General features: G+C 67.1%; 2 protein-coding genes. One reads left to right on the top strand and one right to left on the bottom strand.

Annotated elements, in window-relative coordinates:
• Positions 1–102: 102 nt before the first annotated feature.
• Positions 103–294 (top strand): hypothetical protein, encoded by a 192-nt coding sequence (locus FOS14_RS01945; protein ID WP_143768553.1) that lies wholly within the window; start codon positions 103–105, stop codon positions 292–294.
• A gap of 18 nt (positions 295–312) precedes the next feature.
• Here the strand turns inward: FOS14_RS01945 and FOS14_RS01940 are convergent, their stop codons facing one another.
• Positions 313–18,879: a non-ribosomal peptide synthase/polyketide synthase gene (locus tag FOS14_RS01940; protein WP_143768552.1), complete on the bottom strand. Its 18,567-nt coding sequence runs from the start codon at positions 18,877–18,879 to the stop codon at positions 313–315.
• Positions 18,880–18,953 lie beyond the last annotated feature (74 nt).

The following is an 18,953-nucleotide window of genomic DNA, read 5'->3' as shown; positions in this document are numbered from 1 at the left end:
GGAAGATTTCCTGACACGCGCGGCGGGTCGACACGCCGACTGTGCGGAGGCAGAGCACGCCGATTTGTTGACCTTGTATTACCCGAGACTTAATATCCATAAATGTCCGCTAAATTCGCAGCAAAAGCGCTCGTCACCGCGGCAATCGCCGCCTCAGTTGGACTGGTCGCTGCTCCAGCGGCCTCGGCCAGCACGGCAAGCCCCGTAACTCCGACCCCGGCGGCTGGGTCGGTGACCTTCTGCGTCAACATCCCCATGCCAGGGTCGGCGAATCTCGCCTTCTGCCTGCCCTAAACCGCAACCTGCATTCCGTCAGCGGTTGCGGCGGTCCTTCAGCCACGCGTCGAGCGTCGCACCGAACACATCGAGACCCTCCGGGTTGAGCATTTCGGTGTGGTTCACCCGTGAGGGCAGCGTGTCGATCTTTCCGTTGATGTGTGGTTGCCACGCGGCCAGTAGCGCCTGCGGGGTGGCGTGGTCGTTCGAGGTTATGAACAGCACGTCGCCGTCGTAAACGGGCGGTTCGTAGGTCTCGACGAACTTGACCGACCGGACCGACGCTCGGAAGATGCGCTGCACGGCCTCCGGGGTGAGTGAGGTCTGCGCCCCGCCCATGACGGTGAGCAACTCGCTGGCCTTCTCCACCGAGATGTCGTCGAGCGCCTGGCCCGGCTCGTGCACGTACCCGATGGACTCCCAGAGTTCGACAAGTTCGTCCTCGAGGGTCTTCTCTTCCTGGTCCACGCCGGCGATGCCCGAGTCGAGCATGGCCAGCGCGGCAATCGTTTCCCCGCGCTGCTGCAGTTTGGCGGCGACCGTGTGCGCCAACAGCCCACCGAGAGACCAGCCGACCAACGTGTACGGACCCTGCGGCTGCATCCGTCGGATTTCCGCGACGTAGCGGTCGGCGATGTCATCGAGTGATTCAGGAAGGAAATCGGGTTCCGTCATGGCCGGCGTTTGGATGCCGTAGATCGCCCGTTGTGAATCCAGGTAATTCCCGAGCGCAACGTAGGGCCACGCGATGCCGGAGGCCGCGTGGATGACGAAGATCGGGTTCGTCGGATCGCCATCGCGGAGGCGCATGATGACGCCGAGGGTGTCATCGGCGTCGGGTGCCCGCTGGGGAGTAGCGAGGCGAGCCGCGAGGTCGGCGACGGTGCGGTGCAGGAACAGCCACTGCAGTTGCACCTTCACACCGAGCGACTGTCCGAGCATCGATGCCACCCGCGCAGCGATCAGACTGTTGCCGCCCAGTTCGAAGAAGTCGTCGTCGGCGCCGACCCGCTCGACGCCGAGCAACTCGGCGAATACCGCCGCGACCGCCTCTTCTGTCGGGGTCGACGGTGCCCGGAACTCGCGGGCTTCGATTACGGGCACTGGCAAGGCTTTTCGGTCGAGTTTGCCCGAGGCGGTCACCGGCATCTCCGGCAAAACCAGGATGTGGTTGGGCACCATGTAGCCCGGCAAACGCGATGTGAACTCGTCGCGCACCGCATCGACGTCGAGCACGGTGCCGTGTTCTGCGGTGAGGTAGGCAACCAGCTGGTCACCGACGGTCGGGTCGGTGTGCACCACCGCCACCGCGCCGGCGACGCTGGGGGACTGGTGCAGGGCGGCCTCGACCTCGCCCAGTTCGATGCGCAGTCCGCGGAGCTTGACCTGGAAGTCGGTGCGGCCCATGAACTGTAGTTCGCCATCCGGCGTCCAGCGCATGAGATCGCCGGAGCGGTACAGTCGCTCGCCCGCGCCGAATGGGCTGGCGACGAAGCGTTCCGCCGTCAGATCGGGACGCCCGTGGTAGCCGCGGGCGAGCTGGTCGCCACCGATGTACAACTCGCCGGCCACGCCGACCGGAACGGGGTGTAGCCGCGAATCCAGCAGGTAGAAGAGAGTGTTCCAAGCGGGGCCACCGATCGGGACGTTCGTCGGGTCGTCGCGCCGGGTCGGGTGGCCGCACACGTGGATCGTGGTTTCCGTGGGGCCGTAGAGGTTATGCACGACGGTCGACGGGCTCAGGTCGTTCACCGCAATTGCGGTGGCCTGCGGCAACGCCTCACCGGCGACGATCAACGCGCGCAACGAGGTCAGCTCCGCTGATGCTGCCCCGGCCGCGAACACAGCCAACATCGACGGCACGAAAGATGTCAGCGTGACTCCGGTTTCGGCGATTCGCGCAGAAAGATAGGCGGGGTCGCGGTGACCGTCCGCGCTGGCAAGTACCGCGCGGGCGCCGACCTGAAGCGGGGTGAAGTACTCCCAGACGCTGACGTCGAAGGTGGCCGGCGTCTTGATCAGCACCGCATCATCGGGGGTGATGTCGTAATTGCCGATCAGCCATTGCAGTTGGTTGATCACCGCGTGATGGGGCAGCGCGACGCCCTTGGGCTGGCCGGTGGATCCCGACGTGAAGATCACGTACGCGGTGTTCTCGGCCCGCAGCGGCGTCGGCCTGTCGTCGTCCGTCACCGGACTGTCCGGCAGGTTCGACAGGTCGAGTGTGTCGATGCGGATGGATTCAGCGCCGGTGAATTCGTCGCTGCCGGTGGTCAGCACCAGTCGAGGCGTGGTGGTGGCCAGAATGTGGCTGTTGCGTTCAACCGGGTGCTCGGGGTCGATGGGTACGTACGTTCCGCCCGCGGCCAGGACGCCATATATGGCGGTCATCTGCGGCAGTGACCGTTTCATCGCGATGGCGACCGGTACCTCCGGCCCCACGCCGTTGCCGAGGAGCCAATGCGCCAACCTGTTCACCTGCGAAGAGAATTCCGCGTAGGTCAGTTCGGTACCAGTGTCGGCGACCACGGCAACGTTGTCGGGGAATGCGGCGACGGCAGCATCGAACAGCGACGGCAGCGTGCCCTCGGCGACTGCGTGTTGCGTCGAATTCCACTCCGAGACAACGCGGATGCGTTCGGCCGCGTCGAGGAAGTTGATGTCGCCGACCGGAATAGCCGGTGTTGCCGCGACCGACACGAGGACGCGGCGGAGTCGGTCGGCGATGCCGGCGACTGTCGCGTGATCGAAAAGGTCGGTGGCGTAGATGAGCTGTCCGCCGATCCCGGCAGGGCCGCCGTTCTCGTCGTAGGTGTCAGCGAGCATCAGTTGTAGATCGAATTCGGTTGCCGCCGACTCGATCTCGAAGCCTTCGATGGTCAGCCCGGGCAGTTGGAAGCGGGTCTGCCCCATGTTCTGGAAGGCCAGCATGACCTGGAACAGCGGGTGCCGGGCGGTGGAGCGGGCCGGGTTGAGTACCTCGACGAGGCGCTCGAACGGCACGTCCGCGTGCGCGTAGGCGGCGAGGTCGATATCTCGTTGCCGGGCAAGCAGATCGGTGAACGATTCCCCGGCCTGCAGCTGGGTCCGGAACACGATCGTGTTGACGAACATGCCGACCAGGTCGTCGAGCGCGGCGTCACCGCGACCGGCGATGGGTGTGCCGATGGCGACGTCGTCGGTGTTGGCCAGTCGTGCCAACAGCACCGCGAGGGCGGTGTGCACCACCATGAACATTGTCGCGTGCTGGTTCTGGGCGAGCTCGACCAGTCGAGTGTGGGTATCGGCGTCGATGGCGATGTCGACCTTGGCGCCGGCGTAGCTGGCGATGACCGGTCGAGGTCGGTCGGTGGGCAGGTCGAGTTGTTCGGGCAGGCCGGCCAGTTGGGTGCGCCAGTAGCCAACCTGTCGGGACAGCACGGAGTCGGGGTCGGTTTCCTCGCCGAGGACGTGGCGCTGCCAGATGGCGTAGTCGGCGTACTGCACGGCCAGCGGCGCCCAGGACGGGGCGTCGCCGTTGGCGCGGGCCGCGTAGGCGATCATCACGTCCCGTGCGAGGGGGCCCATGCTCGAGCCGTCCCCGGAGATGTGGTGCACGGCGACGGCGAGCACGTAACCGTCTCCGGCGACGTGGTAAATGCGGACGCGTACGGGCACTTGCGTGGTCACGTCAAAGGGAGTGGTGACGAAGCCGGCGAGGGCCTCGAACACGCCGGCGGGGTCGACGTCCTCGACATCGACGTCGATGTGGGCCTGTTCGACGGGCAGGATGACCTGGACGGGACCGTCGGGGGTTTCCGGGTAGACGGTGCGCAGCACCTCGTGCCGGGCGATGACGTCGGCGACGGCTGTGCGTAGGGCGTCGATGTCGACGTCACCGGACAGTCTGACGGCGAACGGGATCGTGTAGGCGATCGAGGTGGTGTCGAACCGGTTGAGGAACCACATCCGGTTCTGCGCCAGCGACAGCGGGACTCGCTCGGGTCGGTCTTGGCGGGTCAGGGCTACCCGTCCGTCGCCGGCGTGGGATTCGGCGTGGGCGGCGAGCCCGGCGACGGTGGGGGCTTCGAACACCACCCGCACCGCGATGGTGGTGTCCAACGCGGCACCGACGCGCGCAGTGACCTGGGTGGCCAACAGCGAGTTGCCGCCCAACTCGAAGAAGTCGTCGTCGACCCCGACCCGGTCGAGGCCGAGCACGTCGGCGAACACCCCGGCCACGATCTCTTCCACCGGCGTGGCCGGGGCCCGGAACGTTTTCGCTTCGAACACCGGCGCGGGCAGCGCTTTGCGGTCGAGTTTGCCGTTGACCGTCAACGGCAACGCCTCCAGGGCGACCCACGCCGCGGGCACCATGTAGGACGGCAGACGCTGCCCCAGCTGCGTTTTCACGGCCGTGATGTCCAGGGTGGTACCTGGTTCGGGCACGAGGTAGGCCACCAGCCGGTCCCCCAACCGCGCATCATGCACCGCCAACACGACCGCCTGGGCGACACCAGGCACAGCGTGCAGGGCGGTTTCGATCTCACCCAACTCGATGCGGAACCCGCGCACCTTCACCTGAAAATCCGACCGGCCCACGTAGTCGAGTTCACCGGTGGCAGTCCAGGCGACCACGTCCCCGGTCCGATACAACCGGGCCCCGGCCACCCACGGGTGGGCGACGAACCGTTCCGCGGTCAACTCCGCCCGGTCGTGATAGCCCCGCGCCAACTGGGCACCGCCCAGATACAACTCACCGGCCACCCCGACCGGCACCGGATGCAACCGCTCATCCAGCACGAAACACTGCACATTCCACTCCGGCGCACCGATCGGCACCGACACCGTATCCGCAACAGTGACCGGGTGGGCGGTCACCGACACCGCCGCCTCCGTCGGCCCGTACAGATTCCACACCCCGATATCGGGGTTGACGCTGATCGCGCGCTGCGCGGTCACCGCCGGCAACGCTTCACCGATCGCCAGGACCGCCCGCAGCGAGGCGGGCAGCCGACCCTCGTGCACCCCCAACAAGGCGTCGAGCATCGAGGGCACCACATGCAACAGACTCACCCGCTGCTGCTCGAGCAGCCCCCACAACAGGGCGGGGTCCTGCGGCACCCCCGATGGGGCGAGCACCACCCGCGCCCCACACGTCAGCGCCGACCAGTACTCCCACACCGACAAATCGAACGTGAACGGGGTCTTGACCGCCACCACATCCGTGCCCGACATGGCGTAGAAGTCCTGCACCCACAGCATCTGATTGGCCACCGCGCCATGGCTGACCGCGACACCCTTCGGCCGGCCCGTCGACCCGGAAGTGAAAATCACATACGCCGCATTCCCCGCGCGCAGCGGCGCCCGCCGATCCGCGTCCGTCACCGGCGCCGTGTCGAGGCCGTCGAGATCGATGCCCGCCAGCGAATCGAGCACCAGGACCGGGGCGGCGGTGTCGATCACATACCGCGACCGCTCCGCGGGATGATCGGGGTCCACCGGCACATACACCCCACCCGCGACCACGACCGCGTACAAGGCGACCAGCTGATCCAGGTGCCGGCTCATCGCCACCACCACCCGATCCTCCGGACCCACACCGTGGTCGATCAGCCACCGCGCCAACCCATAGACCCGCCCCGCGAACTGCGCATACGACACCACCGTGCCGTCGACATCCACCACCGCCGGACCATCCCCATGCGCCACAACAGCATCCGCGAACAAGCTGGCCAGCGTCACCTCCGGCACCGGATGCGCCGTCGCGTTCCACTCCGTCAACACCCGGGTACGTTCACCGGCGTCGAGCAGGTCGATATCCCCGACCCTCACGCCCGGATCGGCCGCGACCGCGGTCAACACCCGCACCAACCGCTGCGCAAACACCGACACGGTGTCCGGGTCGAACAAATCCGTCGCATACGTGACCATGCCCGAAATCCCGGCCGCCGCACCGGACTCGTCATAGGTGTCCGACACGATCCAATGCAGGTCGAACTGCGACAGCGCCAACTCGACATCGACGCCGGCCACGGTCAGCCCGGGCAGCTCGAAGCGGGTGGCGGCCAGGTTCTGGAACGACAATCCGACCTGGAACAGCGGGTGCCGCGCGGTCGAGCGTGCCGGGTTCAGCACCTCCACCAACCGTTCGAACGGCACATCCGCGTGCGCGAACGCCGCCAGATCGGTCTCCCGCTGCCGTGCCAGCAGGTCGGTGAACGATTCCGCGGGGTCCAACCGGGTGCGGAACACCACCGTGTTGACGAACATGCCCACCAGATCGTCCAGCGCCGCCTCACCCCGACCCGCATACGGGGTGCCCACCGCCACATCATCGACACCGGCCAACCGGCCCAACAACACCGCCAAACCGGTATGCACCACCATGAACATCGTCGCGTTCTGGGCCTGGGCCACCCGCACCAACCCCGCATGCACCTCGGCGGGAATCACCACCGGCACCCGGCCACCGGCAAAGGACTGCCGCACCGGCCGCGGCCGATCCGCCGGCAAATCCAACTGATCCGGCAACCCCGCCAACTGCGACTTCCAATACCCGATCTGCCGCGACAACAACGAGGCAGGGTCGGACTCCTCACCCAACACCCGCCGCTGCCAAATCGCGTAATCGGCGTACTGCACCCCCAACGGCACCCAGCCCGGCGCCTCACCCGCAGCCCGCGCCGCATACGCGCTCATCACATCCCGCGCCAACGGCCCCATCGACGAACCATCACCGGAAATGTGATGCACCGCCACAGCCAACACATAATCGTCATCAGCGAGCCGGAACAACCGCACCCGCAACGGAATCTGCGCAGTCACATCGAACGGCGCCGCGACGAACTGGGCCACCAACCCCACCAGCTCGTCCTCGACCGCGTCGACCACGTCGACATCAACCCGAGCCTGGGTCGCCGCCAGCACCACCTGCACCGGGCCCTCAGGAGTTTCCGGATACACCGTGCGCAACACCTCATGCCGCGCAACCACATCCGCAACCGCCGCAGTCAACGCCGCCACATCCACCGCACCGGTAAGACGCACCGCAAACGGAATCGTGTACGCCGCCGACTCCCGATCGAACCGATTCAAAAACCACATCCGCGTCTGCGCCAACGACAACGGAATCCGATCCGGCCGCTCCTGCGGGCCCAACGCGACACGGCCCTCACCGGCGTGCGATTCGACCTGCGCGGCCAACGCCGACACGGTCGATGCCTCGAACACGACGCGTACCGGCACCCGAGTGTCCAGTGCCGCACCGATACGCGCGGTGACCTGCGTGGCCAGCAAGCTGTTGCCACCCAACTCGAAGAAATCGTCGTCCGCGCCGACCCGCTCCACCCCGAGCACATCCGCGAACACACCCGCCACAATCTCTTCCACCGGCGTGGACGGCGCCTTGAACGGCCGACTCTCGAACACGGGCTCCGGCAAAGCCTTTCGGTCGAGCTTGCCGTTGACGGTCAATGGGAACGCATCGAGCACCATGACGGCGCGTGGCACCATGTAACCGGGCAGCCGGTCACCGACCGCGGCGATCAGCGCGGCCGGGTCGACCTGTGCACCAGCGACCGGCACGACATAGGCGACGAGTTGGTCGCCGAGTGTGGGGGAGCGGTGGGCGAACACGGCGGCCTGATCCACCGAATCCTCCGCCCGCAACGCCGATTCGATCTCGCCCAGTTCGATACGGAACCCGCGCATCTTGACCTGAAAGTCCGCCCGCGAGACGTATTCGAGGACGCTGCCGCGCCAGGCCACCACGTCACCGGTGCGGTACATCCGCTCGCCAGGAACGCCGTAGGGATCGGCGACGAAACGGTCGGCGGTGATGTCGGGACGTCCGACGTACCCGCGGCCCAGCTGGATTCCCGACAGGTACAGCTCACCGGCGACGCCCTCGGGCACCGGACGCAGCCGGTCGTCGAGCACCAGGCACGCCATGCCCCGGATCGGGCCGCCGATGTTGATCGGCTCGCCGGGTAGCACCGGGTCGCTGATGTTGGTCATCACCGTCGTCTCGGTGGGCCCGTAGCCGTTGTAGATCTTGCGGACCCCGGCCGCGTCGGTATTCGCCCAGCGGGCGGCCAACTCCGGTGCGAGTGCCTCGCCGCCGGCGGAGACGTAGACCAAATCGTCCAGACCGGCCGGATCGATCGACGCCAACGCGGCCGGGGTGATGAATGCGCGGGTAACCCGCTCGCCGGCCAGCAGCGCCTTGAGTTCCTCACCGCCGTAAATCGTCGGAGCAGCCACGATCATGGTGCTCGATGCGCCGATGGCCAGCAACAACTCCAGAATCGAGGCATCGAAGCTCGGCGAACCGAAATGCAGCGTGCGATCGGCCGGGCTCAGCTCGTAGCGTTCGACCTGTTCGACGGTGAAGTTGGCCAAACCGGTGTGGGTGACCACCACACCCTTCGGCCGCCCGGTCGAGCCGGAGGTGAAGATCGCATACGCCGGGTTGTTCAACCGGACCGGATGCACCCGGTCGGCGTCGGTGATCGTCTCGGCCGGCCAATCCTGCAGTGTCGCGAGGAATTCCGGATCGTCGAGTGCGACCCATTCGATGTCGTCGGGCAGTTGCTCACGCACCGTCGAGACGGTGAACCCGATCCGTGAGCGCGCGGTTTCGAGCATGTACTCGATACGGTCACGCGGGTGCCGCGGGTCGATCTGAGCGAACGCCGCGCCCGACTTGGCGATCGACCACACCGCCCACACCGATTCCACCGACCGCGGAATCGCCGCGGCCACCAGGTCCTCAGGCCCGATGCCCCGCGAAATCAACCAGCGGCCAAGACGATTCGACCGCTCGTCCAACTCGCCGTAACTCCACTGCCGGTCCTCGAACACGAGCGCCGGATGCGCCGGATCCAGGGCGGCCGCCTCCACGAGCATGTCCGCCAGCACCCGCCCGGGCACCGCCGGCGTGCCATGCCGGTGCAGCAGGTCCGCGCGTTCGTCGGCGCCCAGCAACTCGATCTGTCCGACCGCGGTCTGCGGCGCGGCCGCAACCTCACCGAGAACCCGAACCAGACGCCCGACAAACCCCGACACCGTGTCCGGGTCGAACAGGTCGGTGGCATAGGTCACCATGCCGGAAATGCCTGCCGGGGAGCCGTCGTCGGTGTAGCTGTCGGCCACCATGAACTGCAGATCGAAATCGCTGGTGGCCGTGTCCACGTCCAGACCCGACACGCTCAACCCGGGCAGCTCGAAACGCGCCTGCGTCATGTTCTGGAACGCCAGCACCACCTGGAACAGCGGATGCCGCGCGGTGGAGCGTTCCGGATTGAGCACCTCCACCAACCGCTCGAACGGCACATCCGCGTTCGCATACGCGGCCAGGTCCGTATCACGCTGGCGGGCAAGCAAATCCACGAACGACTCACCGGCGTCCAACCGGGTGCGGAACACCACCGTGTTGACGAACATGCCCACCAGCTCGTCCAGCAGCGCCTCACCGCGACCCGCATACGGAGTGCCGACAGCGACGTCGTCGGTGCGGCCCAGCCGCCCCAGCAGCACCGCCAGCGCGGTGTGCACCACCATGAACAACGTCGCGTTGTGTTTCTGGGCGAGCGCCTGCAACTGCGCATGCAGGCCCGCCTCGATCGTGATCGGCACCCGCGCCGCCGCCAGCGACTGACGCGCCGGACGCGGCCGATCCGACGGCAGATCCAACTGCTCCGGCAGATCCGCCAACTGAGTACGCCAGTAACCGATCTGGCGCGACAGCAGCGACTCCGCATCCGACTCGTCACCCAGCACCCGCCGCTGCCACAACGCGTAATCGGCGTACTGCACCGCCAACGGTGACCACCCCGGCGCCTCACCGTTGGCACGCGCCGCATAGGCAACCATCACGTCCCGAGCCAGCGGACCCATCGACGAGCCATCGCCGGAAATATGGTGCACCGCAACGGCCAGCACGTAGTCTTGCCCGTCGAGCTCGAACACCCGCACCCGCAGCGGGACCTCAGACGTCACATCGAACGGCTTCGACAAAAAGCCCGTGACTGCCTCGAATACGTCCGACTCGGCCACCGGCGTCACTGCTACCTCGACCGCCGCCTCCGCCACCGGCAGCACCACCTGAACCGGACCATCCGGCGTCTCCGGATACAGCGTGCGCAGCACCTCGTGACGGGTGACCACATCGCCGATCGCCGCGCGCAGCGCGTCGAGATCGACGCGCCCGGACAGCCGCACAGCCAGTGGAATGATGTAGGCCGCCGATTCACTGTCGAACCGGTTGAGGAACCACATGCGAGTTTGGGCGAGGGACAACGGAATCGGGCCGCTGCGTTCCTGGGCGGTTAGCGGGATCCGACCTTCGCCCGCGTGCGATTCCGCGTTCGCCGCGAGTGCGGTGACCGTCGACGACTCGAACAAGACGCGTACCGGGATGCGGGTGTCGAGTTGCTCGCCGAGTCGTGCAGTCACCTGCGTGGCGAGCAGCGAGTTGCCGCCCAATTCGAAGAAATCGTCATCGGCGCCGACCCGGTCCAGGCCGAGCACATCGGCGAAGATGGTCGCGACGATTTGTTCCACCGGAGTGGTCGGCGCGCGAAATTCCTTGGCGGTGAACACCGGTGCGGGCAGTGCCTTGCGGTCCAGCTTGCCCGACGGGTTGAGCGGAAACGCGTCGAGCACCACCAGCGCCGTCGGGATCATGTATGACGGCAACCACTGCGCCAGTCCCTGCCGGAGCGTATCGAGGTCCAACTCGGCTCCGGGCTCGGGTACCGCGTAGCCCACGAGTTGGTCGCCGCTGTCGGTGGCGAGCACCAATGCCGCCGCTTGATTGACGCCGTCTTGGGCCAGCAGAGCGGTCTCGATCTCACCGAGTTCGATGCGCTGACCATGAAACTTCACCTGGAAGTCGGTGCGGCCCAGGTACTCCAAGTCACCGGCACTGTTCCAGCGCACGAGGTCGCCCGTGCGGTAGAGGCGGTCGCCGGGCGGCCCGAACGGGTCGGCCACAAAGCGGTCGGACGTGATGTCCGGGCGTTTGCGATACCCGCGGGCGAGCTGGATTCCACCGAGATACAACTCGCCGGCGACACCCACGGGCACCGGCCGGAGTCGGCCATCCAGCACGTAGGCCTGGCTGTTCCACACCGGCCCACCGATGGGTGTCACGCGTGCGCCGATCGCGGTGTGCGCGGGGAAGAAGGTGATCGACACCGCCGCTTCGGTGGGTCCGTACAGGTTGTGCAAAGCTGCCGGGGACTTGCGGCTGAAGGCCGCGACGGTTTCCGGCGGTAACGCCTCACCGACCGCGAAAATTGCTCGCAGCGAGGCGATTTGATCGGACTCGACACTCGCCGTGAATACGCTGAGCATCGACGGCACAAAGTCGGTGACCGTCACCGAGCGCTGTTGGATGACATCGGCCAGGTACTGCGGATCCCGGTGGCCGTCGGCGGTGGCCAATACCAGGCACGCGCCGACCGCGAGCGGCCAGAAGTTACCCCACACGCTGACGTCGAACGTGCCGGCGGTCTTTTGCAGGTAGACGTCGCTGGGCGAAAGGTCGTATTCGCCTTGAATCCACAGCAACTGGTTGGTCACCGCACCATGCGGAACGGCTACGCCCTTCGGCCGGCCCGTCGAACCCGAGGTGAAGATGATGTAGGCGGTGTTGGCCGGTCGCAGCACACTCAGCCGATCGGCATCGCTGAGCGGTGCGTCCGAATACCCGGACAGGTCGAGACTGTCGACGTTGGCGAGTTCGACGCCGGTACCGGTGCTGAACTGGTCACGGCTGGTGGTTAGCGCCACCACCGGTGCCGCCGTGGTGAGCACGTACTCGTTGCGTTCGGCCGGATGGTCGGGATCCACCGGAACGTACGCTCCGCCCGCGGTGAGCACGGCATAGATCGCGGTGAGCTGCTCGAGGCTGCGACGCATGGCAATGGCGACCCGCGCCTCCGGCCCGACGCCGACACTGATGAGATGCCGGGCAAGCCGGTTGACCTCCGACGCGAATTCGCGGTAGGTCAGCTCCCGGCCTTCCGGGCTCACCACGGCGAGGCGATCGCCGTGCTCGGCGACGGTTCGCTCGAACTGCGTGAGCATCATCGCCGTCCGGTCGATCGGGTGCTCAGTCGCGTTCCATTCGGTGACGACTCGAGCGCGCTCGTCGGGCCCGATCAGGTCGACATCCCCGACTATCGCCGTCGGATCGGTGACCACCGCGGTCAACACTCGCGACAGCATGTCGGCGTAGCGCGTGACGGTCGGCTCGTCGAACAGGTCGGTCGCGTACGTGATGGTGCCGGTGATGCCGGCGGGTTTACCCGACGCGTCGTAGCTGTCGGACAGCGTGACGTGCAGGTCGAACTGGGTGAGGCGCAGGTCGGCGTCTACTCCGGTGACGGTGAGGCCGGGCAGTTCGAAGCGGGCGGTGCCGAGATTCTGGAACGCGAGCATCACCTGGAACAGGGGATGGCGCGCGGTGGACCGCGCCGGCTTGAGCACCTCGACGAGCCGCTCGAACGGCACATCAGCGTGCGCGAAGGCGGCGAGATCGGTTTCTCGTTGCCGCGCAAGAAGATCGGTGAATCGCTCCGCCGAGTCGAGGTTGGTGCGGAAGACGACAGTGTTGACGAACATGCCGACGAGGTCGTCGAGCGCCGCCTCGCCGCGCCCGGCGTATGGGGTGCCGATGGCCAGGTCGTCGGTATTGCCGAGCCGGCCGAACAGCAGTGCCAGTGCGGCGTGAACGACCATGAACAGCGTCGCGTTGTGCGATTGACCGAGCTGAACCAGGCCCGCATGCAAATCGGCGGGAATGGTCAGTGGGACCTGCGCCCCCGTCTGCGACGCTACGGCCGGGCGTGCCCGGTCGGCGGGCAGATCCAGTTGGTCGGGCAGCCCGGCCAGCTGTTCGCGCCAATAGCTGACCTGCTGCGTGAGCAGTGAGTTCGGGTGACTTTCCTCGCCCAGAACCCGGCGCTGCCAGATCGCATAGTCGGCGTACTGCACCTCGAGCGGCGCCCAACCGGGGGTGTCGCCGTTGGCGCGGGCGGCGTAGGCGGTCATTACATCCCGCGCCAACGGCCCCATCGACGAACCGTCGCCGGAAATGTGGTGGACGGCGACGGCCAGCACGTAGTTGTCGCGAGCGAGTCTGTAGAGCCGGACCCGGATGGGCACTTCGTTCGTCACATCGAACGGCGCCGCGACGAATTCGGCTATCTGAGCGACCAATTCGGCCTCGGTGGTATCCACGATCACAACGTCGATACGCGCTTGGGCGACGGGCAAGACGACCTGGACGGGGCCGTCCGGAGTTTCCGGGTAAATGGTGCGCAGCACTTCATGGCGGGTGATCACGTCACCGACCGCCGCAGTCAACGCCGCGGCATCCACGGAACCGGTGAGGCGAACGGCGAACGGAATCGTGTACGCGGCGGATTCACGGTCGAACCTGTTGAGGAACCACATCCGGGTCTGCGCCAGCGAGAGCGGGACCCGATCCCCGCGCGGTTGCGCGGTCAACGCGATGCGGCCCTGACCCGCCTGCGATTCGGCGCGCGCCGCGAGTGCGGACACGGTGGAGGCCTCGAACAACACCCGAACCGGGATCCGGGCATCCAGCGCCGCGCCGATCCGCGCGGTCACCTGAGCAGCGAGCAGACTGTTGCCGCCGAGTTCGAAGAAGTCGTCATCGGCGCCGACCCGCTCGATCCCGAGTACCTCGGCAAAGACGTTCGCGACGATTTCTTCGACTGGCGTCTGCGGGGCCCGAAACTCCCGTGCGGCGAAGACCGGCTCGGGCAGCGCTCTGCGATCGAGCTTTCCGGAAGCGTTGAGTGGCAACGCCGCCAGCTCGATCAACTGCGACGGAATCATGTATGCCGGCACCCGGGCGGCCAAGGCGTCGCGGACAGCCCCGGTGTCGATGATTTGCCCCGCCGCAGGAACGAGATACGCGATCAGCTGGTCGCCGACGCTGGGATCTCGATGCACGACCGCCACCGCGGCGGTCACCGCCTGTTGTTCACGGAGCGCAGCCTCGATTTCACCGAGTTCGATGCGGAGCCCGCGAAGCTTCACCTGGAAGTCGGTGCGCCCGAGATACTCCAGCTCGCCATTGGCGCGCCAGCGCACGAGGTCGCCGGTGCGGTACATCCGCGCGCCGGCGAGCTCACTGTAGGGGTCGGCGACGAAGCGTTCCGTCGTCAGATCGGGCCGTTCGAAGTAGCCGCGAGCCACCTGGACGCCGGTCAGATAAAGCTCACCCGCGACACCCACGGGAACAGGCTGCAGCCGCGAATCCAGTACCAACGCACCGGTGTTCGCCACGGGGGTGCCCATCGGCACGTTCGCCGGGTCGTCGGGGACGACGCGGTGCGCGGTGGCGTGGACCGTTGCTTCGGTTGGCCCGTAGAGGTTGTGCACCGCCGTCGCAGGGTTGAGTTCCCACACATCGGCAGCCGTGGTCAACGGCAGCGCTTCGCCCGCAACCAGCAGCGCGCGCAGCGATGCCAGGTCTGTGGCGGCGGTTGCCTGGGTGAACACCGCCAGCATCGACGGCACGAAAGAGGTGATCGTCACTGCCTGTTCGGCGATGACCTGGGCAAGATACGCGGGATCCCGGTGCCCGTCCGGCGTGGCCACGACCATTCGCGCGCCCACGAGCGGTGGCGCGAAGTATTCCCACACGCTCACGTCGAAGGTGAAGGGTGTCTTGACCAGCACCACGTCGTCGGTGCCGAGTTGGTATTCACCGCTGAGCCAACGCAACTGATTGACCACCGCATAATGCGGAACGGCCACGCCCTTCGGCCGGCCCGTCGAGCCGGAGGTGAACAACACGTAGGCGGCGTTGTGTGGGCGAAGCGGGGCAAATCTGTCGGCGTCCGTGACGTCGGCGGCGGGAATTGCCGACAGGTCGAGGCCGTCGACCGAGACCGCCTCGGTAGCGGTGAATTCGTCTGCGGTCCTGGTCAACACGAGTGTGGGTGCCGCGGTCTCGAGCACGTACGCGTTGCGTTCGGCGGGATGTGACGGGTCGATCGGCACATACGCGCCGCCCGCGGTGAGTACGGCGTGCATCGTGATGAGCTGCTCGACGGAGCGGCCCATGGCAATGGCCACCCGATCCTCCGGCCCGACTCCTTCGGCAATCAGCCAGCGAGCCAAGCGATTAACCGCAGCCGCAAACTCGCGATAGCTGAGCGTGGCACCGTCGGCGGCCACCACGGCGATCGAATCATCCTGCCCGCCAACCGCTTCGGAAAGAGCTTGTGGGACGGTCGTGGCTGGCCATGGTTTGGCCGTCGCGTTCCACTCGCGCAACACCAACGCGCGCTCGTCCGCGTCGATCAGGCCGATGTCGCCGACCGCGATGTCGGGCGTGGTGGCGATGGCCTCCAGCGCGCGCACGAACCGGTCCGCAATGCGTTCGATGGTGCTCGTATCGAAGAGATCGGTGGCATAGGTGATGGTGCCGTCGATGCCGAGCGGGACGCCGGTGGCGTCGTAGGCATCCGCAAGGCCGATCTGTAAGTCGAACTCGGTCGCGTTCACCTCGGTGTCGAGGGCGTCGACGGTCAAGTCGGGCAATTCGAAACGGGTCTGGCCGAGGTTCTGGAAGGCCAGCAGCACCTGGAACAGCGGGTGGCGGGCGGTGGAGCGAGTGGGGTTGAGCACCTCGACGAGCCGTTCGAACGGGACGTCGGCGTTGGCGAATGCGGCCAGGTCCGTATCGCGTTGGCGAGCAAGAGTTTTGGTGAACGAATCGGACAGTTCGAACTGCGAGCGGAAGACGACGGTATTGACGAACATGCCGACCAGGTCGTCCAGAGCGGCTTCGCCGCGCCCCGCGTAGGGAGCGCCGATCGCCACGTCGGTGCTGTTGGCCAGCCGTCCCAGCACCACTGCGAGCGCGGTGTGGGTGAGCATGAACAGGGTGGCGTTGTTCGCCTGGGCCAACTCGGCCAACCGGGCATGCAGGTCGGCGTCGACGCGCATCGACACCCGCGCGCTGGCAAAGGACTGCTGCGCTGGACGCGGCCGATCCGACGGCAGGTCCAACTGTTCCGGCAACCCGGACAGTTGCTCGCGCCAATACGCAACCTGCTTGGCCAGCAATGACTCCGGATCGGACTCATCGCCGAGCACCCGACGCTGCCAGATAGCGAAGTCGGCGTACTGGACCGCCAGCGGCGACCAGGCAGGAGCCTCGCCCGTGACCCGGGCCGCGTAGGCGAGCATGACGTCGCGGGCCAGCGGCGCCATCGAGGCGCCGTCGCCGGAGATATGGTGCACGGCGACGGCGAGGACATAGTTTGCGGCGTCGAGCTGAAATATCCGCACCCGCAGCGGAACTCGGTTGGCCACATCGAAAGGCTGACCGAGGAAGGTGGCGACGGCGGCGAAGATGTCCGACTCGGTAGCCGGCACGACGTCGACGTCGATGCCCGCGTCCGCGGCCGGCAGGATCACCTGCACCGGACCGTCGGCGGTTTCCGGGTACACCGTGCGCAGCACCTCGTGCCGCTCGACGACGTCGGCGATCGCGGCGCGCAAGGCATCCGGATCGACGCGGCCGCTCAGTCGCACGGCGAGCGGGATGGCGTAGGCGGCAGACGAGGGGTCGAACTGGTTCAGGAACCACATCCGGTTCTGCGCCAGCGACAACGGTATTGGGCCGCTACGGTCCTGCGGCGTAAGTTCGACGCGGCCGCCCTGCCCGCGCAACGGTTCGATGGTGGCGGCCAGTCCCGCGACCGTGGACGTCTCGAACAGCAGTCGCGCCGGCAGCGCGACATCCAGCGCCGCGCCCAGCCGCGCCGCCACCTGGGTTGCGACCAGGCTGTTGCCGCCCAAGTCGAAGAAGTCGTCGTCGAGCCCGATCCGGTCGGTGCCCAGCACATCGGCGAACACGTCGGCCACGATCTTTTCGACGGTGGTCTGTGGCGCCCGAAACTCTCTGGCCTCGAAGACCGGTGGGGGCAACTTGCCCCGATCCAGCTTGCCCACCGGCGTCAACGGCACTTCGTCGAGCGTCATGATGAGGCCCGGCACCATGTGGGCAGGCAAGACTTCCGCTACGTGGTCGCGGACGGCGTGCACATCGGGTGCCGTCCGGGACGCGTAGATGTAGGAGACGAGCACCGGGCCGGCGGGTGTCTGATGGCCGACCGTGACCGCGAAGTCGATGCCCTCGAAGCTGGTGAGGACCGCGTCGATCTCACCCAGTTCGATGCGGTATCCGCGGATCTTGACCTGAAAGTCGCTGCGCCCCAGGTACTCGATGTCGTTGTCGAGTGGCCGCACGACGTCGCCGGTGCGATACATCCGGGCGCCCGGCTCTCCGCCGGGGTGGGCGACGAACCGGGTTGCCGTCAGTCCCGGCCGGTTGTGATAGCCGCGGGCCACCCCGGGTCCGGCGATGTACAGTTCGCCGACAACGCCAAGCGGCACTGCGTGCAGGCGGGCGTCGAGAACTTCGGCGGTGACGCCGCGGATGGCCGGTCCGATGCCGACACGGTCGCCGGCCGCCAGCGGGCCGGTGGCGTTGCTGATGATCGTGGTTTCGGTGGGGCCATAGGCGTTCAGGAACCGCCGCACCGCACCGGTTGCTCCGACCGGTTGTGCCCAGCGGGCAACCAGTTCCGGCGGGCAGGCTTCGCCGGCAACGCCAACCACCTCGAGCGTGTCCAAACCCGACGGCTGCATCGATGACAGTACCGACGGCGTCATGACCGCGTGGGTGACGCCCTGATCGCGGATCAGCGACTCGAGTTCGGTTCCACCGAAAACCGTTGCGGGCGCGACCACAAAGGTGGCGCCGGCGCTGACAGCGAGGAGCAGCTCGAGAACCGAGACGTCGAAGCTGGGGGAGCACACGTGCAGCACGCGCGACTCTGAGGTGACGCCGAACCGCTCCCGCTGGTCTGCGGCGAGACCGGCGATGCCGGTGTGGGTGACCTCGACGCCTTTGGGCCGACCCGTCGAACCGGACGTGTAGATCATCCACGCCACGTGTTCGGCACGCAGCGGGCGTATGCGGTCCGCATAGGACACCGGCTCGGTCGACTGAGCGTCGAGTTGGGTAGCGGTGGTTGCGGTGTCGAGTTCGATCCAGTCGAGCAGATCCGGCAGGTCGGGCCGGGCGGCGGCGACGGTCAATCCCGATTTGGCGCCGGAGTCGCTGATCATGAACTCGATGCGCTCGGCCGGGTAGGCCGGATCGACCGGAACGAACCCCGCTCCGGACTTCGCCACCGCCCACACTGCCGCGACGGACTCGATCGACCGCGGGATCGACACCACGACCAGATCGCCTGGGCCCACACCACGCTCGATGAGCAGCCGGGCAAGCCGAGTCGAGAAGGCATCCAGTTCGGCGTACGTCCACGAGCGGTCACCGCAGACCAGGCCCACACCGTGCGCGCGTGCCTCGACGGCCGCGGACAGTACCTGCGGCAGCAACGTGGTCCGTGTGGTCGGACGAGACCGCCGCCGCGTGGAACGACGACCGGGACCGGACGCCGAGCCCGCAGGCTGGCCCTCGGGTGTCCGATCCATCAAACCGACCTCCATTTCGTGCGAGCGCTGCAGCGCCGCGGCGATTCGTGCAAATCCGCTCATACGAGATTAGCGAGCAGAGTCCGTACCGTGCGGGTCGCGGTGGCGGCAACCGCCGACCTGCAAAAATAACGGGC

Source organism: Skermania sp. ID1734, from assembly GCF_007489285.1.
Classification (GTDB): Bacteria; Actinomycetota; Actinomycetes; order Mycobacteriales; family Mycobacteriaceae; genus ID1734.
Note: the sequence above shows the minus strand (reverse complement) of the source record. Positions and strands in the feature narration are given on the sequence as shown.